Genomic DNA, 16,252 nt, shown 5'->3' on the forward strand with positions numbered 1-16,252 from the left:
AGTCGGGGAGTTCCACTAAAATTCTTTCCGGCCTACCGCCCCGGATCGCCCCCGCAGGGTGCGATCTCAGTTCGATGCAGCCTCGACGTCGAGATCGGCTTCGACAGCCTGCGTACCGCCGGCCTGGACCCGGTCGAGAACCCGCCAGGTCTTCGTCTTGGAGATCGGTCGCGTCTCCTCGATGCGGACGGTGTCGCCCAACGTGTATTCGTTCGTTTCGTCGTGCGCGTGATACTTCTTCGAACGACGGATGATCTTGCCGTAAAGCGGGTGCTTCACCTTGCGTTCGACCTTCACGGTCACGGTCTTGTCGGTCTTGTCGGAGGTGACGGTCCCGATCAGAATGCGTTTCGGCATCGCTGTGCTCCTTTATGCACCGGTCTTTTCAGCAGCAGCAGCCTTGGTGCGCTGCGTCTGAAGCGTCTTGATCTGCGCGATCTCGCGGCGGACCTGCCGGATGCGCGAAGGCGCCTCGAGCTGGTTGGTCGCCGCCTGGAACCGCAGGTTGAACTGTTCTTTCTTGAGGTCCGTCAGCTGCTGCGTGAGCTGGTCGTCGGACTTCGTGCGGAGATCTTCGATCTTGGCCATCATTCGCCTCCCAGGTGGCTGGTGTCGCCGAAGCGGGCGACGACCTTGGTCTTCACCGGCAGCTTCATGGCGGCGCGGCTGAACGCCTCTGCCGCGAGCGGTCCGGCAACCCCGTCGAGTTCAAACAGGATGCGGCCCGGCTTGACCCGTGCAGCCCAGTATTCGACCGAACCCTTGCCCTTACCCTGACGGACTTCGGCAGGTTTCTTGGAAACCGGCACGTCCGGGAAGACGCGGATCCAGAGACGACCCTGACGCTTGATGTGACGCGTGATCGCGCGGCGAGCCGCCTCGATCTGGCGAGCCGTGATACGTTCCGGTTCGAGCGCCTTCAGGCCGTAGGAGCCGAAGTTCAAGGTCGTGCCGCCCTTGGCTTCGCCCTTGATCCGGCCCTTGAAAGCCTTCCGGTATTTGGTTTTCTTCGGTTGTAGCATTGTCTCTACTCAGTCTTTCGCTCTGACAGCCGCCGGATCAGCGAGCCGGCCTAACGCCGGAAGTCTGCGCTTCCATCATCAAACGATCCTGCGCGGTCGGATCATGGCCGAGAATCTCGCCCTTGAAGACCCAGACCTTGATGCCGATGATGCCGTATGCGGTCAGCGCTTCGGCTTCTGCATAATCGACATTGGCGCGCAGCGTGTGCAACGGCACGCGACCCTCGCGATACTGCTCGACACGCGCGATTTCCGCGCCGCCGAGACGACCGCCGCAGACGATCTTGATGCCCTCGGCACCCAGACGCATGGCGGACTGCATCGCGCGCTTCATCGCGCGGCGGAAAGCGACGCGGCGAATGAGCTGGTCGGCGATGCCCTGCGCGACGAGCTTGGCGTCGATCTCGGGCTTGCGGATCTCGACGATGTTCAGCTTCACTTCGCTGTTGGTCATGCCTGCCAGCGTTCCGCGAAGCTTCTCGATGTCGGCGCCCTTCTTGCCGATGATGACGCCCGGACGCGCGGCATAGATCGAGATGCGGCACAGCTTGGCAGGACGTTCGATGACGACCTTGGAAATCGCGGCCTGGGGCAGCGAGTTCATGATGTGCTTGCGGATCTCGATATCTTCCTTGAGCAGCTGCGCATAATCGCGCCCTTCGGCGTACCAGCGGCTGTCCCAGGTGCGGTTGATCTGCAGGCGCAGACCGATCGGATTACTCTTCTGGCCCATCTTTACGCCTCTTCCTGTTCGCGAACGACGATGCGAAGCCGGCTAAAAGGCTTCAGGATGCGCGTCGACTTGCCACGACCGCGCGTATGAAACCGCTTCATCGTGATCGCCTTGCCGACGCTGGCTTCGGCAACGACGAGCGCATCGACGTCGAGATTGTGATTGTTCTCCGCATTGGCAATGGCCGACGCCAGAACCTTGCTCGCATCGCGCGCCATCGCCTTCTTCGAGAAGGACAAGATGTTGAGCGCTTCTTCGGCCCGCTTGCCGCGAATGAGTTCCGCGACGAGGTTGAGCTTCTGCGCGCTGCCGCGGATCGTCGTGCCAACGGCGAGTGCCTCGTTATCGGCCACGCGGCGAGGAGATTTGACCTTGCCCATTATCGCTTGCCCTTCTTGTCGGCAGCATGGCCCGGGAAGGTGCGCGTGGGCGCGAACTCGCCGAGCTTGTGGCCGACCATGTCTTCGCTGACGGACACGGGAATGAACTTGTGACCGTTATAGACATTGAACGTGAGCCCCACGAATTGGGGCAGGATGGTGCTGCGGCGCGACCAGGTCTTGATCGGGGCGCGGCCACCGGCTTCCTGTGCGTCTTCGGCCTTCTTGAGAAGGCTGAGTTCGACGAACGGGCCTTTCCATACGGAACGAGCCATATGCCTTTACCTCTTCTTCTTCGCGTGGCGCGAACGGATGATGAACTTGTCCGTCTGCTTGTTCTTGCGGGTACGGGCGCCCTTGGTCGGCTTGCCCCACGGCGTGACCGGGTGACGACCGCCACTCGTGCGGCCTTCACCACCGCCATGCGGGTGATCGACCGGGTTCTTGGCGACACCGCGCGTCAGCGGCTTGATGCCCATCCAGCGCCGACGTCCGGCCTTGCCCAGGTTCTGGTTCTGGTTGTCAGGGTTCGACACTGCACCGACCGTCCCCATGCAATCGGCCCGGACATAACGCTGCTCGCCCGAGTTGAGGCGCACGATGACCATGCCTCGGTCACGACCGACGAGCTGAACGTAGGTACCAGCGCTCCGGGCGATCTGGCCGCCCTTGCCCGGCTTCATCTCGACATTGTGACAGATCGTGCCGACCGGCATCTGCGACAGAAGCATGGCATTGCCGGGCTTCGTGTCGACCTTCTCGCCAGCGACGACCTGGTCGCCCACGCCGAGGCGCTGCGGACACAGAATGTAGGCAAGTTCGCCGTCTTCGTACTTGATGAGCGCGATGAACGCCGTGCGGTTGGGATCGTATTCGATCCGCTCTACCGTCGCCGGCATGTCCCACTTGCGCCGCTTGAAGTCGATCAGGCGATACTTCTGTTTATGACCGCCGCCCATGCCGCGAGACGTGACGTGGCCCTTGTTGTTGCGGCCGCCCGTCTTGCGCTTGCCTTCGGTCAACGCCTTGACCGGACCGCCCTTGTGCAGGCCGGACTTGTCGACGAGGATCAGGCCGCGCCGGGCGGGACTGGTCGGTTTATAGTTCTTGAGTGCCATTTCCTAATCGCCTCAGATACCGCTCGTGACGTCGATGGGGTTGGCCCCCTCGACCAGCGTCACGACCGCTTTTTTGACGTCGTTGCGGCGGTAGGGCTTACCCTTCCAGCGCTTCACCTTGCCCTTCTGGACGACGGTGTTGACCTTCTTCACCTTGGTGTCAAAGATCGCCTCGACGGCTTCCCGGATCTGCGGCTTGGTCGCATCGCCGGCCACCTTGAACACCACGGCGTTGTGCTCAGAAAGGAGCGTCGCCTTCTCGGTGATGTGGGGCGCCAGCACGACGTCGTAATGCCGCGCGTCGATGTCCTGCTTCTTTGCCATTACTTGGCACCTCCCGCGAGGGCGAAGCGCGCCTCGAGCTGCTCGACCGCGGCCTTGGACAGAACCAGCGTGTCGTGTTTCAGAATGTCATAGACGTTCGCGCCGCGGGCCGGGAGAACATTGATACCGGGCAGGTTGGCAGTCGCCTTGCGGAAGCCCGCATCGACCGCATCGCCGTCGATGAAGAGAACCTTGCCGCTGAAGCCGGCCTTCGTGAAATCGGCTGCGATCGACTTCGTCTTCGCGTCCTTCACCGAAAGCTCGTCGACGACCACGAGACCGTCCTTCGCCTTGCTCGACAGGGCCATCTTCAGACCCAGAGCGCGGACCTTCTTGTTGAGCGACTGGCTGAAGTCACGCTTGCGCGCACCATGAGCCTTGCCGCCGCCAATGAAGATCGGTGCACCGCGGTCGCCGTGACGCGCCCCGCCCGAACCCTTTTGAGGACCGTACTTCTTGCCGGTACGCGCAACGTCACTGCGCTCGCGCGTCGGACGAGCGGTCGCGCGGCGGTTCTCGAGCTGCCAGGTCACGACCCGGTGCAGGATGTCCGCACGCGGTTCCAGACCGAACACGTCGTCGTTCAGTTCGACATCGCCCGAACCCTTCGAGCCGTCGATTTTCTGGACCTTCACCTTCATGTGTCAGCCCTCCTTGTTCTCGCCGGCATCATCGACGCTCGGCGTAGTGCTGTTGTCTTCGGCCGCGCCGGTATCGGCTTCGGCGCCCGCATCCTGCTGCTGCAGGAGCTTTTCCTGCTGCTCTGCGGATACTTCGGGATTGACCTGGTGCTCTGCTGCCGTCTCGACCATGCCCGCACCCGCATCTTCCGAAGCGAACTCGTCCTGGTTGCGGCGCATCACGCCCGGGAACGGCAGATCGTCATGCTTGACCTTGACCGAGTCGCGAACGAGCAGCCAGCCATTCTTGTGACCGGGGACCGAACCCTTGACGAAAAGGAGACCACGATCGGCATCGGTGCGAACGATTTCGAGGTTCTGCTGCGTGCGCTGACGGTCGCCCATGTGGCCGGCCATCTTCTTGCCCTTGAACACGCGGCCCGGATCCTGACGGTTACCCGTCGAACCGTGGCTACGGTGAGAGAGCGAGACGCCGTGCGTCGCGCGCAGACCGCCGAAGCCCCAACGCTTCATCGGACCCGCAAAGCCCTTGCCCTGCGTATGGCCCGTGATGTCGACCTTCTGGCCGGCGACGAAATGCTCTGCGGAAATCCGCGCACCGACCGGAAGAAGACCTTCTTCGCTATCGAGACGGAACTCGGCGACCTTCTGCTTCAGACCGACTTCAGCCTTCGCGAAATGCTCGCGCTGCGGCTTGTTGACATTCTTCTGTTTCGCTTCGCCGGCACCGACCTGCAACGCGATATAACCGTCGCGTTCTTCGGTCCGGTGAGAGACGACCTGGCATTCTTCCAGTGCGAGAACGGTCACCGGTACATGGCGGCCATCCTCCTGGAACAGGCGGGTCATCCCGACTTTCTTAGCGATCACGCCCGTGCGCATCACGCATACTCCTTCGACAGAGGCACATGAGGACCATCCCCAGGTGCTTGGTTTCAATCCGGTTTGGCCCTGCCGCCGCACAAGCGAAAACAACGCCTCACCCTCAGCCCGAAATGTTCGTATGCATCGCCCGTCCGGGCTGAATGTTCGCATGGGGCGCGAGGCCGCCGGCGAACGAGACGGGAGACGCAGCCCGGGCAAGCCCGGCGGTATCTCGAAATTCGTGAAAAACCTTGGCGGTCTTTCGCTGCGGAAGCGGCTCGGACCTTCCGGTCCCCTGCGCCTCCGATGCCGCTATTCAGCGGACTTTGAAACTTTCCCGATCGCTTAACGTCCCTTCGGGAGCGGACGTCGCCCGGCCCTAGCCGGACGAATCGTGAAGATCAAGCCAGCTTGATCTCGACGTTCACGCCAGCTGCCAGATCGAGCTTCATGAGCGCGTCGACCGTCTGGGCGTTGGGCTGCACGATGTCGAGCAGGCGCTTGTAGGTGCGAACCTCGAATTGCTCGCGCGACTTCTTGTCGATGTGCGGACCGCGGTTCACCGTGAACTTCTCGATCCTCGTCGGCATCGGAATGGGACCCCGGATCAGTGCACCCGTACGACGTGCGGTTTCTGCGATTTCGCCAGTTGCCTGGTCGAGAACGCGGTGGTCGAACGCCTTGAGGCGAATGCGAATATTCTGGGCTTCCATGTCCAATTACCGATGAGAAAGAGCAAACACAAAATCAATGGCCCCGCCCCCTCCCGTCTCCAGGGAGAGCGGGGCCATCGATCAAAACTTTAGAGCCGAAGCGTATTCGGCGGGGCGGAGGACGAATCCCCCGCGTTGCGCCCGCCTATATTACTTCGTGATCTTGCTGACAACCCCCGAACCGACGGTCCGACCGCCTTCGCGAATTGCGAAACGCAGGCCTTCGTCCATCGCGATCGGAGCGATCAGCTTGACGCCGATCGTCACGTTGTCGCCCGGCATAACCATTTCCGTACCTTCGGGAAGAATGACTTCGCCGGTCACGTCCGTCGTGCGGAAGTAGAACTGCGGACGGTAGTTCGCGAAGAACGGCGTGTGACGGCCGCCTTCGTCCTTCGACAGGACGTAGACTTCTGCATTGAACTCGGTGTGCGGATTGACCGAACCGGGCTTCGCGAGAACCTGACCACGCTCGACGTCTTCACGTCCGACGCCGCGGATGAGAGCACCGATGTTGTCGCCGGCTTCACCGCGATCGAGCAGCTTGCGGAACATTTCGACGCCGGTGACGGTCGTCTTGCTGGTGTCCTTGATGCCGACGATTTCGACTTCGTCGCCGACATTGACGACACCCGTTTCGACACGGCCGGTGACAACCGTACCGCGACCGGAGATCGAGAACACGTCTTCGATCGGCATGAGGAAGTCCTGGTCGATCGGACGCTCGGGCTGCGGGATATACTCGTCGACAGCGTTCATGAGTTCCATGACTGCGTTCTTGCCGATTTCGTCGTCGCGACCTTCGAGAGCGGCCAGAGCCGAACCCTTGACGATCGGAATGTTGTCGCCGTCGAAGTCGTAGTCGGAAAGCAGTTCGCGAACTTCGAGTTCGACGAGTTCGAGCAGCTCTTCGTCATCGACCTGGTCAACCTTGTTGAGGAACACGACGAGCGCCGGAACACCGACCTGGCGGGCAAGCAGGATGTGCTCGCGCGTCTGCGGCATGGGGCCGTCGGCAGCGTTCACGACCAGGATCGCGCCGTCCATCTGCGCCGCGCCGGTGATCATGTTCTTCACGTAGTCGGCGTGACCCGGGCAGTCGACGTGCGCATAGTGACGTGCGTCGGTTTCGTATTCGACGTGGGCCGTCGAAATGGTGATGCCGCGCTCGCGCTCTTCCGGAGCCTTATCGATGTTTGCGAAATCCACGGGCGCGTCGAGCACCTTCGTGATGGCCGCAGTCAACGTCGTCTTGCCATGGTCAACGTGACCGATGGTGCCGATGTTGCAGTGCGGCTTGTTCCGCTGAAATTTTTCCTTCGCCATGCTCAAATAACCTCTGGATTGAAAATTGATATTCAAAGGGAAGCGAGCGCCCGTTCGAATTCAGGCGCCGCCCCTAAACGCTCAACCGCCGTTAGGCAAGTTTCTCTTTGACTTCCGCGGCAACATTCGCGGGCACTTCCTCGTAATGCGAGAACTGCATCGAATATTGAGCCCGGCCCTGGGTGAACGAACGCAGCTCGTTCACGTAACCGAACATGTTGGCGAGCGGGACGAACGCCTCGACCGCCTGCGCGTTGCCGCGCGTATCGGTACCCTGGATCTGGCCGCGCCGGGAATTGAGATCCCCGATGACGTCGCCAAGATAGTCTTCCGGCGTCACGACCTCGACCTTCATGATCGGCTCGAGCAGCTTGATCCCGGCCTTCTGCGCAACTTCGCGCATCGCACCACGACCGGCGATTTCGAACGCGATCGCGCTCGAGTCAACGTCGTGATAGGCGCCGTCATACAGCGTGACGGAGAAGTCGATGATCGGGAAGCCGACGAGATAGCCGCTTTCGGCCTGCTCGCGGAAACCCTTTTCGATCGCGGGAATGAATTCCTTCGGAATGTTACCGCCCTTGATCTCGTCTTCGAAGATCACGCCCTGGCCGCGCTCGCCAGGAGCGACGCGTACCTTCACGCGGCCGAACTGGCCCGAACCGCCCGACTGCTTCTTGTGGGTGTAATCGACGTCGACTTCGCGGCCCAGCGATTCGCGGTACGCCACCTGCGGCGCGCCGACATTGGCCTCGACCTTGAACTCGCGCTTCATGCGATCGACGAGGATGTCGAGGTGAAGCTCGCCCATGCCCTTGATGATCGTCTGACCCGATTCGTGGTCGGTCGTCACGCGGAACGAGGGATCCTCGGCTGCCAGGCGGTTGAGCGCGACGCCCATCTTTTCCTGGTCGGCCTTGGTCTTGGGTTCAACCGACAGCTCGATGACCGGCTCGGGGAATTCCATCCGCTCGAGAATGATCGGCTTTGCCGGATCGCATAGCGTGTCGCCGGTCGTCGTTTCCTTGAGGCCGGCAATCGCGACGATGTCGCCTGCGAAACCTTCATCGATGTCTTCACGGTTGTTGGAATGCATCAGCAGCATGCGACCGATCTTTTCCTTCTTGTCCTTCACGCTGTTGAGCACGGAGCCCTTGGACAGCTTACCCGAATAGATGCGGGTGAAGGTCAGCGAACCGACGAACGGGTCGTTCATGATCTTGAACGCCAGCGCGCTGAACGGTGCATCGTCAGAAGACTGACGCGTCGCTTCCTCGTCGCTGTCGGGCAGGACGCCCTTAATCGCGGGAACGTCGAGCGGCGAAGGCATGTAGTCGACCACTGCGTCGAGCAGGGGCTGGACGCCCTTGTTCTTGAATGCAGAGCCGCATAGCACGGGAACGAAGGCGCGCGCCATCGTGCCCTTGCGGATCAGCTGCTTCAGCGTTGCCGCGTCGGGTGCGTCGCCCGTCTCGAGATAGGCTTCCATCGCATCGTCGTCCTGCTCGACGGCAGTCTCGACCAACTGTTCGCGATATTCGGCCGCCTTGTCGGCCATGTCCTCGGGAATGTCGACATAGTTGAACGTCGCGCCCAACCCGTCATTTTCCCAGACGATGCCGCGCATGTTCACGAGGTCGACGACGCCCTGAAGGTCGCTTTCCGCGCCGATCGGGAGATAGAGGACCAGCGGCGTCGCGCCGAGGCGGTCGACGATCGACTGCACGCAGTAGTAGAAGTCCGCGCCCGTACGGTCGAGCTTGTTGATGAAGCACATCCGCGGAACACCGTACTTGTCGGCCTGCCGCCAGACGGTTTCGGACTGCGGCTCGACCCCGGCAACGCCGTCGAACACGGCGACCGCGCCGTCGAGCACGCGCAAGGAACGCTCGACTTCGATGGTGAAGTCGACGTGTCCGGGCGTGTCGATGATGTTGATGCGGTGCTTGGGACCCTGACCGTCCTCTGCCGACCAGAAAGTGGTCGTCGCGGCGGACGTGATCGTGATGCCGCGCTCCTGCTCCTGCTCCATCCAGTCCATCGTCGCAGCGCCGTCATGCACTTCGCCGATCTTGTAGGACTTGCCGGTGTAGTAAAGGATGCGCTCGGTCGTAGTCGTTTTCCCGGCGTCGATATGCGCCATGATCCCGATATTGCGATAGCGTTCCAGCGGATAGTCGCGGGCCATGATAATTACCTCGAGGGTTGAATGGAAACGGCCGCACGCGCGGCCCGCCTCCGATATAGTTGCAATTGTTACAGGTGTAAGACCCGGCCCGCCATTTCCGCGGCGCGCCGGGGCCCTACCCCATTCGCTCTACCAGCGATAGTGCGAGAAGGCCCGGTTGGCGTCGGCCATCCGGTGCGTGTCCTCGCGCTTCTTCACGGCATTGCCGCGATTGTTCGCCGCATCCATCAGCTCGCCCGAGAGACGCGCCGACATGGTGGTTTCGGCACGGCCGCGCGCCGCACCGATGAGCCAGCGGATCGCCAGCGCCTGGGCGCGTTCGGGGCGAACCTCGACCGGCACCTGGTAGGTCGCACCGCCGACGCGGCGGCTACGCACCTCGACCTGCGGCTTGACGTTGTCGAGCGCTGCATGGAACATCTCGACCGGATTGGCCTTGGCTTTCGCCTCGACCGTGTCGAGCGCGCCATAGACGATGCGCTCGGCAGTGGATTTCTTGCCGTCGAGCATGAGGTTGTTCATGAACTTCGACAGGACCTGATCACCAAACTTGGGATCGGGCAGGATGACCCGCTTTTCGGGACGACGACGACGTGACATTCTTTTAACTCCTCTGGAGTGCGCCCCGACATCCGTCGGAGCTGGCGGTGCCTGTCCGGCTCCCCCACCCAGCCACCCGATTATCCCCGGATACCATATCGGGGGTTCGGTGGGGGCGCAGGCCGGTCCCGAAAGGGAGGGACAGATGTCCCGACCGCACCAAACAAAAAACCAAACCTTCCCGCCAGCACCATGCCGGCGGCATGGCTTTCCTTACTTCGGACGCTTCGCACCGTATTTCGAACGGCTCTGCTTGCGGTCCTTGACCCCTTGCGTATCGAGCACCCCGCGCAGGACGTGGTAACGAACGCCGGGAAGGTCGCGAACACGGCCGCCGCGGATCAGCACGACGCTGTGCTCCTGCAGGTTGTGGCCTTCGCCCGGAATGTAGGAGATGACTTCGCGCTGGTTGGTTAGGCGGACCTTGGCAACCTTACGCAGAGCCGAGTTCGGCTTCTTCGGCGTCGTCGTATAGACGCGCGTGCAGACGCCGCGCTTCTGCGGGTTCTGCTCCATTGCAGGGACCTTCGACTTGGCCTTCTGCGGTTCGCGGCCCTTGCGGACCAGCTGGTTGATCGTCGGCATAGACTTCTTTCTCTTCACCTGTTTGTCCGGACCGGCGACTTGCCGGACCGGGTCACCTCATCCGGGCGGGGAACCGGTTCCCACTTCCCCTGATGAGGTTCCGATCGCTCGCAGCATATGAGATACTGCGGCAACCGGGGCTGGCGACACGTTGCGGGTTGATCGGCGGATGCTGCTGAGTTCGTGCTCTGACCGTCACCCGGACTTCGTCGCGGGGTTCGGTCGGACAAGCCGCCGCGCGGGTAGCGCGTCCGCATTGTCCTTTCGCACGAGCCTGAAGCACTCCACCCACCGACCCAATGGCCACCGGGTTACTTTGACGGCTGCCCCAGCGTCCCCGAGAGGAGTGCTGCAATAGAAAAGAGCCTTGCGTGACAACACGAAGGCTCCGGGACATACCGGCAATGTTCAGCTCTATCTGCCCGGCCCTGGCTTCGCACCGAGGCGATTCCCGTACCGGATGCCCGCGCACTTACTAGCGGCAGGACAAGAGGTCAAGGCCGGAGCCGCGGCGCATTCGTAGGCTGGAGCGGAACCACCCCCCGCCCCCCATCCGTTGAATGGGCAAGGAGAACGCCATGACCACACCGCCCGAAAGAAACGACGAACCCATCCATTACGATGCCGACAAGGCGCGCGGAGCCGAGATCATCCTGACCAAGCGTCGCAACCGCATGATCTTCATCGCTGGGCTGGTCGGCTTCGTGGTGCTGATGCTGATCGTCTCGCTGCTCGGCTGAAGCAAAGCGCGAGCGCGGACCCGCCGCCGCCGGTCTCTCCCGCACGAACGCCTGTGCCTGAGTTTCCTACTCTCCCGAAATCTGCATCGTGGTGCGCATCATGTTCGCCGCGCCCTTCCCCGAACCTTGCGAAGCCCCGTCCGCTACGGCTTTCAGCTCGGTGCCGTCCTTCAGCGGCCCGAACGTGTGCGCGCGCCTCCGATTCCAATCACAGGACCGTGTTCCATGTGTTCCATCGCGTAGGATTTGGAACCACGAAACCCGCAGGAAAGCGCGATTCCGTTCCAACAGGCTGGGAAGGCTCGCGGACGTCCGCGCGAACGCTCCCGCGATGCGTCTGCAACGATCAGTCGCAGGCGTTCTCGGTCAGCGCCTGCGTGTTCGTGATCGCGAAGTTGTCGCGCTCGCGCACGTTGAACGCCGTTTCGTAGCGCACGGTCGAAGAGCCGAATCCGTCGGGGATTAGCAGCGGTTCGTAAGTATAGCTCGCTTCGACGAACATGACCGCGGTGTCGCGGCTGGCGGCGATCCGCTTCTCCGGACGGCCCAGCCCGTCGGCAAGCGAGGCATCGTCGCGTCCGTCGCCCTCGACCCCGTAAGCCGGATCGACCTCTTTCGCGCCGAAGCAGCGTTGCCAGCGGATGTACTGGCCGCGATTGGCGCCGCTCCTGCCATTGTCCTCCACCGAGGACAGGACGACCCGGCCCCGCTCCGCAAAGTCGAGCTTGCGACCCATGAGATCCGCCCCGGCGAACACTTCGTATACGTCCGCCTCGTCGATGGTCGAGCGTACGCGGCCCGCATTATCGGCGACGGTCATCGCGATCTGGCTGACGCGCAGATGCGTCAGCGCGAGGTTGCTGACTTCCAGTCCACCCAGAATGAGGATGAGAAGCGCGGGCAGCGCGAGCGAGAATTCGGTGATCGCGACGCCGCGCTCGTCGCGCTGCAGATCGGCGAAGGGGCGAAAGGGATACGGCATGGCAGGCTCGTTCGTTCGTGGTCGCTAAGGGGTTCAGCCGACGAAGGCGTCACCGCTGCCGCACAGGATGGCGGGCGGCGGGCGGTCGCCGAAGGGCTGGTTGCGGACGGCGGTCTCCACCGACATGGCGATGGTCGGGGAAAGAAGGTCGAAGGCCGCCACGGGAAACAGGCGGGGCATCCGGATGCTGGCGGTGTAGAAGACGACATCGTCGCCCGCACCCCGGCCCAAGCGGCCGCGCTCGTCGAAGGTGCCGCTGCCGTTCTCGTCTTCCCAGCAGTCGTTGTCGTCCTCGTCGAACTGGCCGTTCCCGTTGACGTCGGTGACGAGCTTCTCCAGCCGCTCGACGCCGCCGAAATCGAGATAGCTGCGCTGGACGATGGTGATTTCGGCATCGACGGCGACAGTTCCGGCGTGAGAGCGCACGCGCTCGGCAATCCGTTCCTCGGTGCTGTCCCCGGCAGCGGCGATGACGGGCGCCTCGACCGTCGCAGTCCGGGCGACCGTGTCGAGCGCGCCCTGCATCACGGTGCGGACATAGGACTGGTAGGCGACCTCCATCCCGCCGATCATGACGATGCAGACCGGGATCACGATCAGCGCGAACTCGACCACGGTCGTGCCCCGCTCGTCGCGGAAAAGGGAGAGAAGGCCACGCATTGCCAGTCTCACTTCGTCAGACGAAGCTTTCCGATGCGGCGACCGATCGTCTCGAAAACCTCTTCGAGATCAGTGCCGTCGCTGGTCAGGAAATGCGTGTCGGACGAGGCGCAGGGGCGGATGTCGTCGGTTGCCGTCACGTCGAGTGCGATGACCCAGACGGTGATGCCACGGGCGCGCGCGAGATTGCAGGCATCCTCGAACCGGCTGAGATGGCGGTCGTAATGCGATCCCGAACCCTCGACGCGCCGCTTGACGTTGGCAGTGCCATAGGCGCTGTAGACATCCGGATTGGGAAAAAGGATGCCGTCGGTCATGTAGACGATGTGCTGCGTAACCGGGGCGCCGTCGATGGTTTCGGGGTTCTGGTCGGCGAACATGCCGGTACGCGACATCAGCCTAACAGCCCACAGCATTCCGATGTCGTGGAAGGTCGAGCCGCCGACCCGCGCGGTGGAGGTCGCGATCTGCGACTGGAACGCGCCCAAGGAAGCGTATTCCTGCATCATCGTAGCGGAATTGGGGCAGTCGAGCACGGAATAGGGCGAGTTGATCCAGCTCGGATCGTAGCGACCGAATTGCAGCTCGGGCTCGCCCCCGTTCGTCGGGACGGTGTCGATGTCGTCGTTGCTGATCGAATCGTAGGTTTCGCCGGAACTGCCGACGGAGGGCCGCTCCTCGATGCAGGCAAAGCCGCCGTTCTGGAACCTCGAAAGGGCGTTCGTCGTGCTACCGCTCGACGGCAGGACGCTTCGCATGACCGACCCGGTGTAACCGTTCACCGAAGCGAGCAGATCGGGCAAGTTGCGCGCGAAGGAACGGTTGGTCGCGAAACCGGACTTGGTGGCGGGCACGACGAGATCGCTGCGTCGGACTTCGCAATTCGGACCGAGGCCGCCGCAGCCGGTCCGCCCTGGCTGGAATACGCCGTTTACGAAGACCAGCCTGTTCTCGTAGACCTGATTGTCGAGAACCCAGTCGCTTTCCAGCAGGCCGCCGACATTCACCGTGTGCGAGTAGGGCAGTATGCCGAACCGTGTGATGGTCTCGTCGTCGCTATCATCGAGGCCGCGATAAAGGCCGAGCGTGCCCACACGGAGCCTGCCGATCTTCGAAGTCCCGGCGGAATCGACGCTGGGTGCGTTGAGCATCGAACCGGTTACATCGAGTACGACCATGATGTCGTTATGGCCGGTTTCCTTCTTCGCATTGCAGTCGACTGCGATATCCAGGCTGTCGATCTGGAAGACACGCATGATGACCGTCGGTATCTCCGCGGAGGCGGTTGCGAGCAATTCCGCTCCGTCAGTGGGGTTCTGGCGGACCGCGAAAGCAAGGTTGGTCGCACCGTGAAGCCCGGCGGGATAGTTGAAGTCGAAGAACTTCTGTGCCTCTGCCTGAGCATCGGTGCTCCAGATATTGCCCTGCATGGCCTGCCGTCCCGCCAGCACTCCGGCATCGCAGGCGTTCTGCAGTTTGGCGCGCGCGGTGTAGGCGATACCCATATCGAGCCCGCCGCCGATCATTGCGGTCAGCGGGAGTACCGCCGCAGCCATCATCATCAGGGCGTTGCCTGACGTGTCCTTGATAATCGAACGTTTGCGTTTGCTATCAAGCAACGACATCGCTTTCGAACTCCATCTTCGAGATGTCCGAAAGCTAGAGCGAGGGTATTAAATAACGTATAAACCTCTGTAAACGCACCATTAAGCGGATGTATTAGGAGTTTGTTAGCCCTGGAGTACGGCAGAAAAACTCTATTCCGGCGGCAGACCCAATCAGAAATGCGTCGCGAAAATGAGCTTTCTGACGATGCCTGAACGGCCCCGAAAGATTAATAAGAACGGCCGAAACAGCTATCAAACATTAATCTTGCCGGATGATTTCGTGTCCGAAACGAATCAGTTTCCGGCATCCTGCTGAAGGAATGCCACGAGCGCCTTCACCTTCTTTTGCCGCCATTGCGGAAGCGGCGCGACCAGCCAGTAGGAGCGGCGCCCCTCGTCCGGTCCCTCGAGGATTTTCAGACGTCCCGCAGCCAAGGCTTCCTCGACCAGCAGGTAAGGCAGGATTGCACGTCCGAGGCCGGCCATCGCCGACGAGAGCGCCTGACCGGCATTGCCGACGGTTATCTCGCCCTCGGCCCCTTCAGGCAGCGGCGCACCGGGCCAGTCGATCCAGCTATCGGGAGCATCCTCATGCGCGACGACGACGCGCCGCGCGGGTGCCAGCTCGATCCCTTCGAGATCGCCCGGCCCATCGACGAGGCGCACCGCAAGATCGAGATTGGCTTCGGTAAAATCCGCCGTTTCGTTCTCGATCAATTGGTAACGTACCTTGGGGTTTTCGCGCCGATAGGCTGCCAGTCTCGGGGCGAGCCACTGCGCGTAGAACTCGCGCGGGGCGGCAATGGTGAAGCGGTCACTCGCCTGACCCGCCTGCATGGCCTGGACGCTCTCCTCGAACCGAAGAAACCCGTCGCGTAATGGATCGAGCCCGGCCAGCGCTTCAGGTGTGAGTTCAAGCCCACGCGACGTTCGCCGGAATAGAACCGTCCCCAGGTGATCTTCCAATGCGCGTATTTGCTGCCCCACGGCAGCCGGGGTGACGGCGAGCTCGTCGGCTGCCCGCGTGAAGGACAGGTGCCGCGCTGCCGCATCGAAGACGCGCAGGGCATTGAGAGGCAGATGGGTCCGTTTCATCGCGCATCGCCTATCGCAGGGATATTTTCCGGGCAAGTCCGCTCCGCGCGTAGAAGCGGAGCTATCGGCCTAATTGGCAGTCGCGGGAGCGGCCAGCGGAAAGAAAGGTATCCGCACTTCCATCGGTTCGCCGTCTTCACGTTCGAACCCGTAGAAGCCTTCCATCGACCCGTGCGGCGTCGTCAGCGGACAGCCGGATACGTAATCATGCGCCGCTCCGGGATGAAGAACGGGCTGATCCCCGACGACGCCGTCGCCATCGACATGGCTCACTTGGCCGAGGCCATCGGTAATGCGCCAATGCCGCGTCTTGAGCTGCAACGTCTCGTCAGAACCGTTCTCAATCCGGATGTGATACACCCAGAACCACTTTCCGAGTTCTGGTTGCGATTGCTCGGGCAGGAAATTCACAGAAACGCGCACGGTGACATCGTGGCTGGTTGCGGCGTGTTGAAACAGGGCCTTCATCATATCTCGCGACGATAACAAGCCCCCGGTTGCACTTCAATTAACAATCGGGGTGATTTTCCGCAGCTTTCGGTCGGCCCGTTCAGACATTCGTCCGTACGGGGAGCCGCCAAATCCCTCGGTCACGATGGTAAATTTCGCGTAAACTGCAAAACCTTAAGGAATTTTTACCCATCGCGCCCATTCTCGCAAAACTCAGGGGAACC

At 62.1% G+C, this 16,252-nt stretch carries 21 protein-coding genes; 1 reads left to right on the plus strand and 20 read right to left on the minus strand.

Annotated features, from left to right (window positions below):
* Window positions 1-66: 66 nt before the first annotated feature.
* The 15 genes from rpsQ to rpsL form a co-directional block, all read right to left on the minus strand.
* A complete protein-coding gene (gene rpsQ / locus GRI38_RS06125; protein WP_160681995.1) occupies window positions 67-357 on the minus strand; it encodes a 30S ribosomal protein S17 in 291 nt (96 codons plus the stop codon).
* Between the two features lie 12 nt (window positions 358-369).
* Entirely contained in the window at window positions 370-588 is a 219-nt protein-coding gene (gene rpmC, locus GRI38_RS06130) for a 50S ribosomal protein L29 (protein WP_160682488.1), read from the minus strand.
* Window positions 588-1,022, minus strand: coding sequence for a 50S ribosomal protein L16 (gene rplP / locus GRI38_RS06135; RefSeq protein WP_160681996.1), 435 nt, complete (start codon window positions 1,020-1,022; stop codon window positions 588-590). Before rplP ends, rpmC begins: the two co-directional genes overlap by 1 nt.
* A gap of 37 nt (window positions 1,023-1,059) precedes the next feature.
* A complete protein-coding gene (rpsC, locus tag GRI38_RS06140; protein ID WP_160681997.1) occupies window positions 1,060-1,755 on the minus strand; it encodes a 30S ribosomal protein S3 in 696 nt (231 codons plus the stop codon).
* Between the two features lie 2 nt (window positions 1,756-1,757).
* A complete protein-coding gene (rplV, locus tag GRI38_RS06145; RefSeq protein WP_160681998.1) occupies window positions 1,758-2,135 on the minus strand; it encodes a 50S ribosomal protein L22 in 378 nt (125 codons plus the stop codon).
* Entirely contained in the window at window positions 2,135-2,410 is a 276-nt protein-coding gene (gene rpsS, locus GRI38_RS06150) for a 30S ribosomal protein S19 (RefSeq protein WP_047805737.1), read from the minus strand. The genes rplV and rpsS overlap by 1 nt, the downstream gene beginning before the upstream one ends.
* A gap of 6 nt (window positions 2,411-2,416) precedes the next feature.
* The gene (gene rplB, locus GRI38_RS06155; RefSeq protein ID WP_160681999.1) at window positions 2,417-3,253 is read right to left on the minus strand and encodes a 50S ribosomal protein L2; all 837 of its coding nucleotides are present in this window, start codon (window positions 3,251-3,253) and stop codon (window positions 2,417-2,419) included.
* Between the two features lie 12 nt (window positions 3,254-3,265).
* A complete protein-coding gene (locus tag GRI38_RS06160) occupies window positions 3,266-3,577 on the minus strand; it encodes a 50S ribosomal protein L23 (RefSeq protein WP_160682000.1) in 312 nt (103 codons plus the stop codon).
* Window positions 3,577-4,218 carry a 50S ribosomal protein L4 gene (rplD, locus tag GRI38_RS06165; protein WP_160682001.1) on the minus strand — a complete coding sequence of 214 codons (642 nt, stop codon included), beginning with the start codon at window positions 4,216-4,218 and terminating at the stop codon, window positions 3,577-3,579. The genes GRI38_RS06160 and rplD overlap by 1 nt, the downstream gene beginning before the upstream one ends.
* Before the next feature lie 3 nt (window positions 4,219-4,221).
* A complete protein-coding gene (rplC, locus tag GRI38_RS06170; RefSeq protein ID WP_160682489.1) occupies window positions 4,222-5,100 on the minus strand; it encodes a 50S ribosomal protein L3 in 879 nt (292 codons plus the stop codon).
* A gap of 383 nt (window positions 5,101-5,483) precedes the next feature.
* Window positions 5,484-5,795 (minus strand): 30S ribosomal protein S10, encoded by a 312-nt coding sequence (rpsJ, locus tag GRI38_RS06175; RefSeq protein ID WP_061924928.1) that lies wholly within the window; start codon window positions 5,793-5,795, stop codon window positions 5,484-5,486.
* 150 nt (window positions 5,796-5,945) lie between these two features.
* Entirely contained in the window at window positions 5,946-7,121 is a 1,176-nt protein-coding gene (gene tuf, locus GRI38_RS06180) for an elongation factor Tu (RefSeq protein WP_160682002.1), read from the minus strand.
* A 91-nt stretch (window positions 7,122-7,212) separates the two neighbouring features.
* The gene (gene fusA / locus GRI38_RS06185) at window positions 7,213-9,309 is read right to left on the minus strand and encodes an elongation factor G (RefSeq protein WP_160682003.1); all 2,097 of its coding nucleotides are present in this window, start codon (window positions 9,307-9,309) and stop codon (window positions 7,213-7,215) included.
* Between the two features lie 129 nt (window positions 9,310-9,438).
* A complete protein-coding gene (gene rpsG, locus GRI38_RS06190) occupies window positions 9,439-9,909 on the minus strand; it encodes a 30S ribosomal protein S7 (protein WP_160682004.1) in 471 nt (156 codons plus the stop codon).
* 213 nt (window positions 9,910-10,122) lie between these two features.
* On the minus strand, window positions 10,123-10,494 hold the full coding sequence (gene rpsL / locus GRI38_RS06195; RefSeq protein ID WP_019831557.1) for a 30S ribosomal protein S12: 372 nt from the start codon (window positions 10,492-10,494) through the stop codon (window positions 10,123-10,125).
* A gap of 578 nt (window positions 10,495-11,072) precedes the next feature.
* Here rpsL and GRI38_RS06200 point away from each other — a divergent pair.
* Window positions 11,073-11,234, plus strand: a complete 162-nt coding sequence (locus tag GRI38_RS06200) for a peptide ABC transporter permease (RefSeq protein ID WP_160682005.1) — start codon at window positions 11,073-11,075, stop codon at window positions 11,232-11,234.
* A 346-nt stretch (window positions 11,235-11,580) separates the two neighbouring features.
* Here the strand turns inward: GRI38_RS06200 and GRI38_RS06205 are convergent, their stop codons facing one another.
* The 5 genes from GRI38_RS06205 to apaG all read right to left on the minus strand — a co-directional run bounded on the left by GRI38_RS06205 (window position 11,581) and on the right by apaG (window position 16,046).
* Window positions 11,581-12,216 carry a TadE/TadG family type IV pilus assembly protein gene (locus tag GRI38_RS06205; RefSeq protein WP_160682006.1) on the minus strand — a complete coding sequence of 212 codons (636 nt, stop codon included), beginning with the start codon at window positions 12,214-12,216 and terminating at the stop codon, window positions 11,581-11,583.
* Between the two features lie 33 nt (window positions 12,217-12,249).
* The gene (locus GRI38_RS06210; protein WP_160682007.1) at window positions 12,250-12,888 is read right to left on the minus strand and encodes a TadE/TadG family type IV pilus assembly protein; all 639 of its coding nucleotides are present in this window, start codon (window positions 12,886-12,888) and stop codon (window positions 12,250-12,252) included.
* The gene (locus tag GRI38_RS06215; RefSeq protein WP_160682008.1) at window positions 12,885-14,495 is read right to left on the minus strand and encodes a TadE/TadG family type IV pilus assembly protein; all 1,611 of its coding nucleotides are present in this window, start codon (window positions 14,493-14,495) and stop codon (window positions 12,885-12,887) included. The genes GRI38_RS06210 and GRI38_RS06215 overlap by 4 nt, the downstream gene beginning before the upstream one ends.
* Window positions 14,496-14,777: 282 nt before the next feature.
* On the minus strand, window positions 14,778-15,578 hold the full coding sequence (locus tag GRI38_RS06220) for a LysR substrate-binding domain-containing protein (protein ID WP_160682009.1): 801 nt from the start codon (window positions 15,576-15,578) through the stop codon (window positions 14,778-14,780).
* Between the two features lie 69 nt (window positions 15,579-15,647).
* The gene (apaG, locus tag GRI38_RS06225; protein WP_160682490.1) at window positions 15,648-16,046 is read right to left on the minus strand and encodes a Co2+/Mg2+ efflux protein ApaG; all 399 of its coding nucleotides are present in this window, start codon (window positions 16,044-16,046) and stop codon (window positions 15,648-15,650) included.
* Window positions 16,047-16,252 lie beyond the last annotated feature (206 nt).

The organism is Parapontixanthobacter aurantiacus, from assembly GCF_009827635.1.
In the GTDB taxonomy this organism is placed as follows: Bacteria; Pseudomonadota; Alphaproteobacteria; order Sphingomonadales; family Sphingomonadaceae; genus Parapontixanthobacter; species Parapontixanthobacter aurantiacus.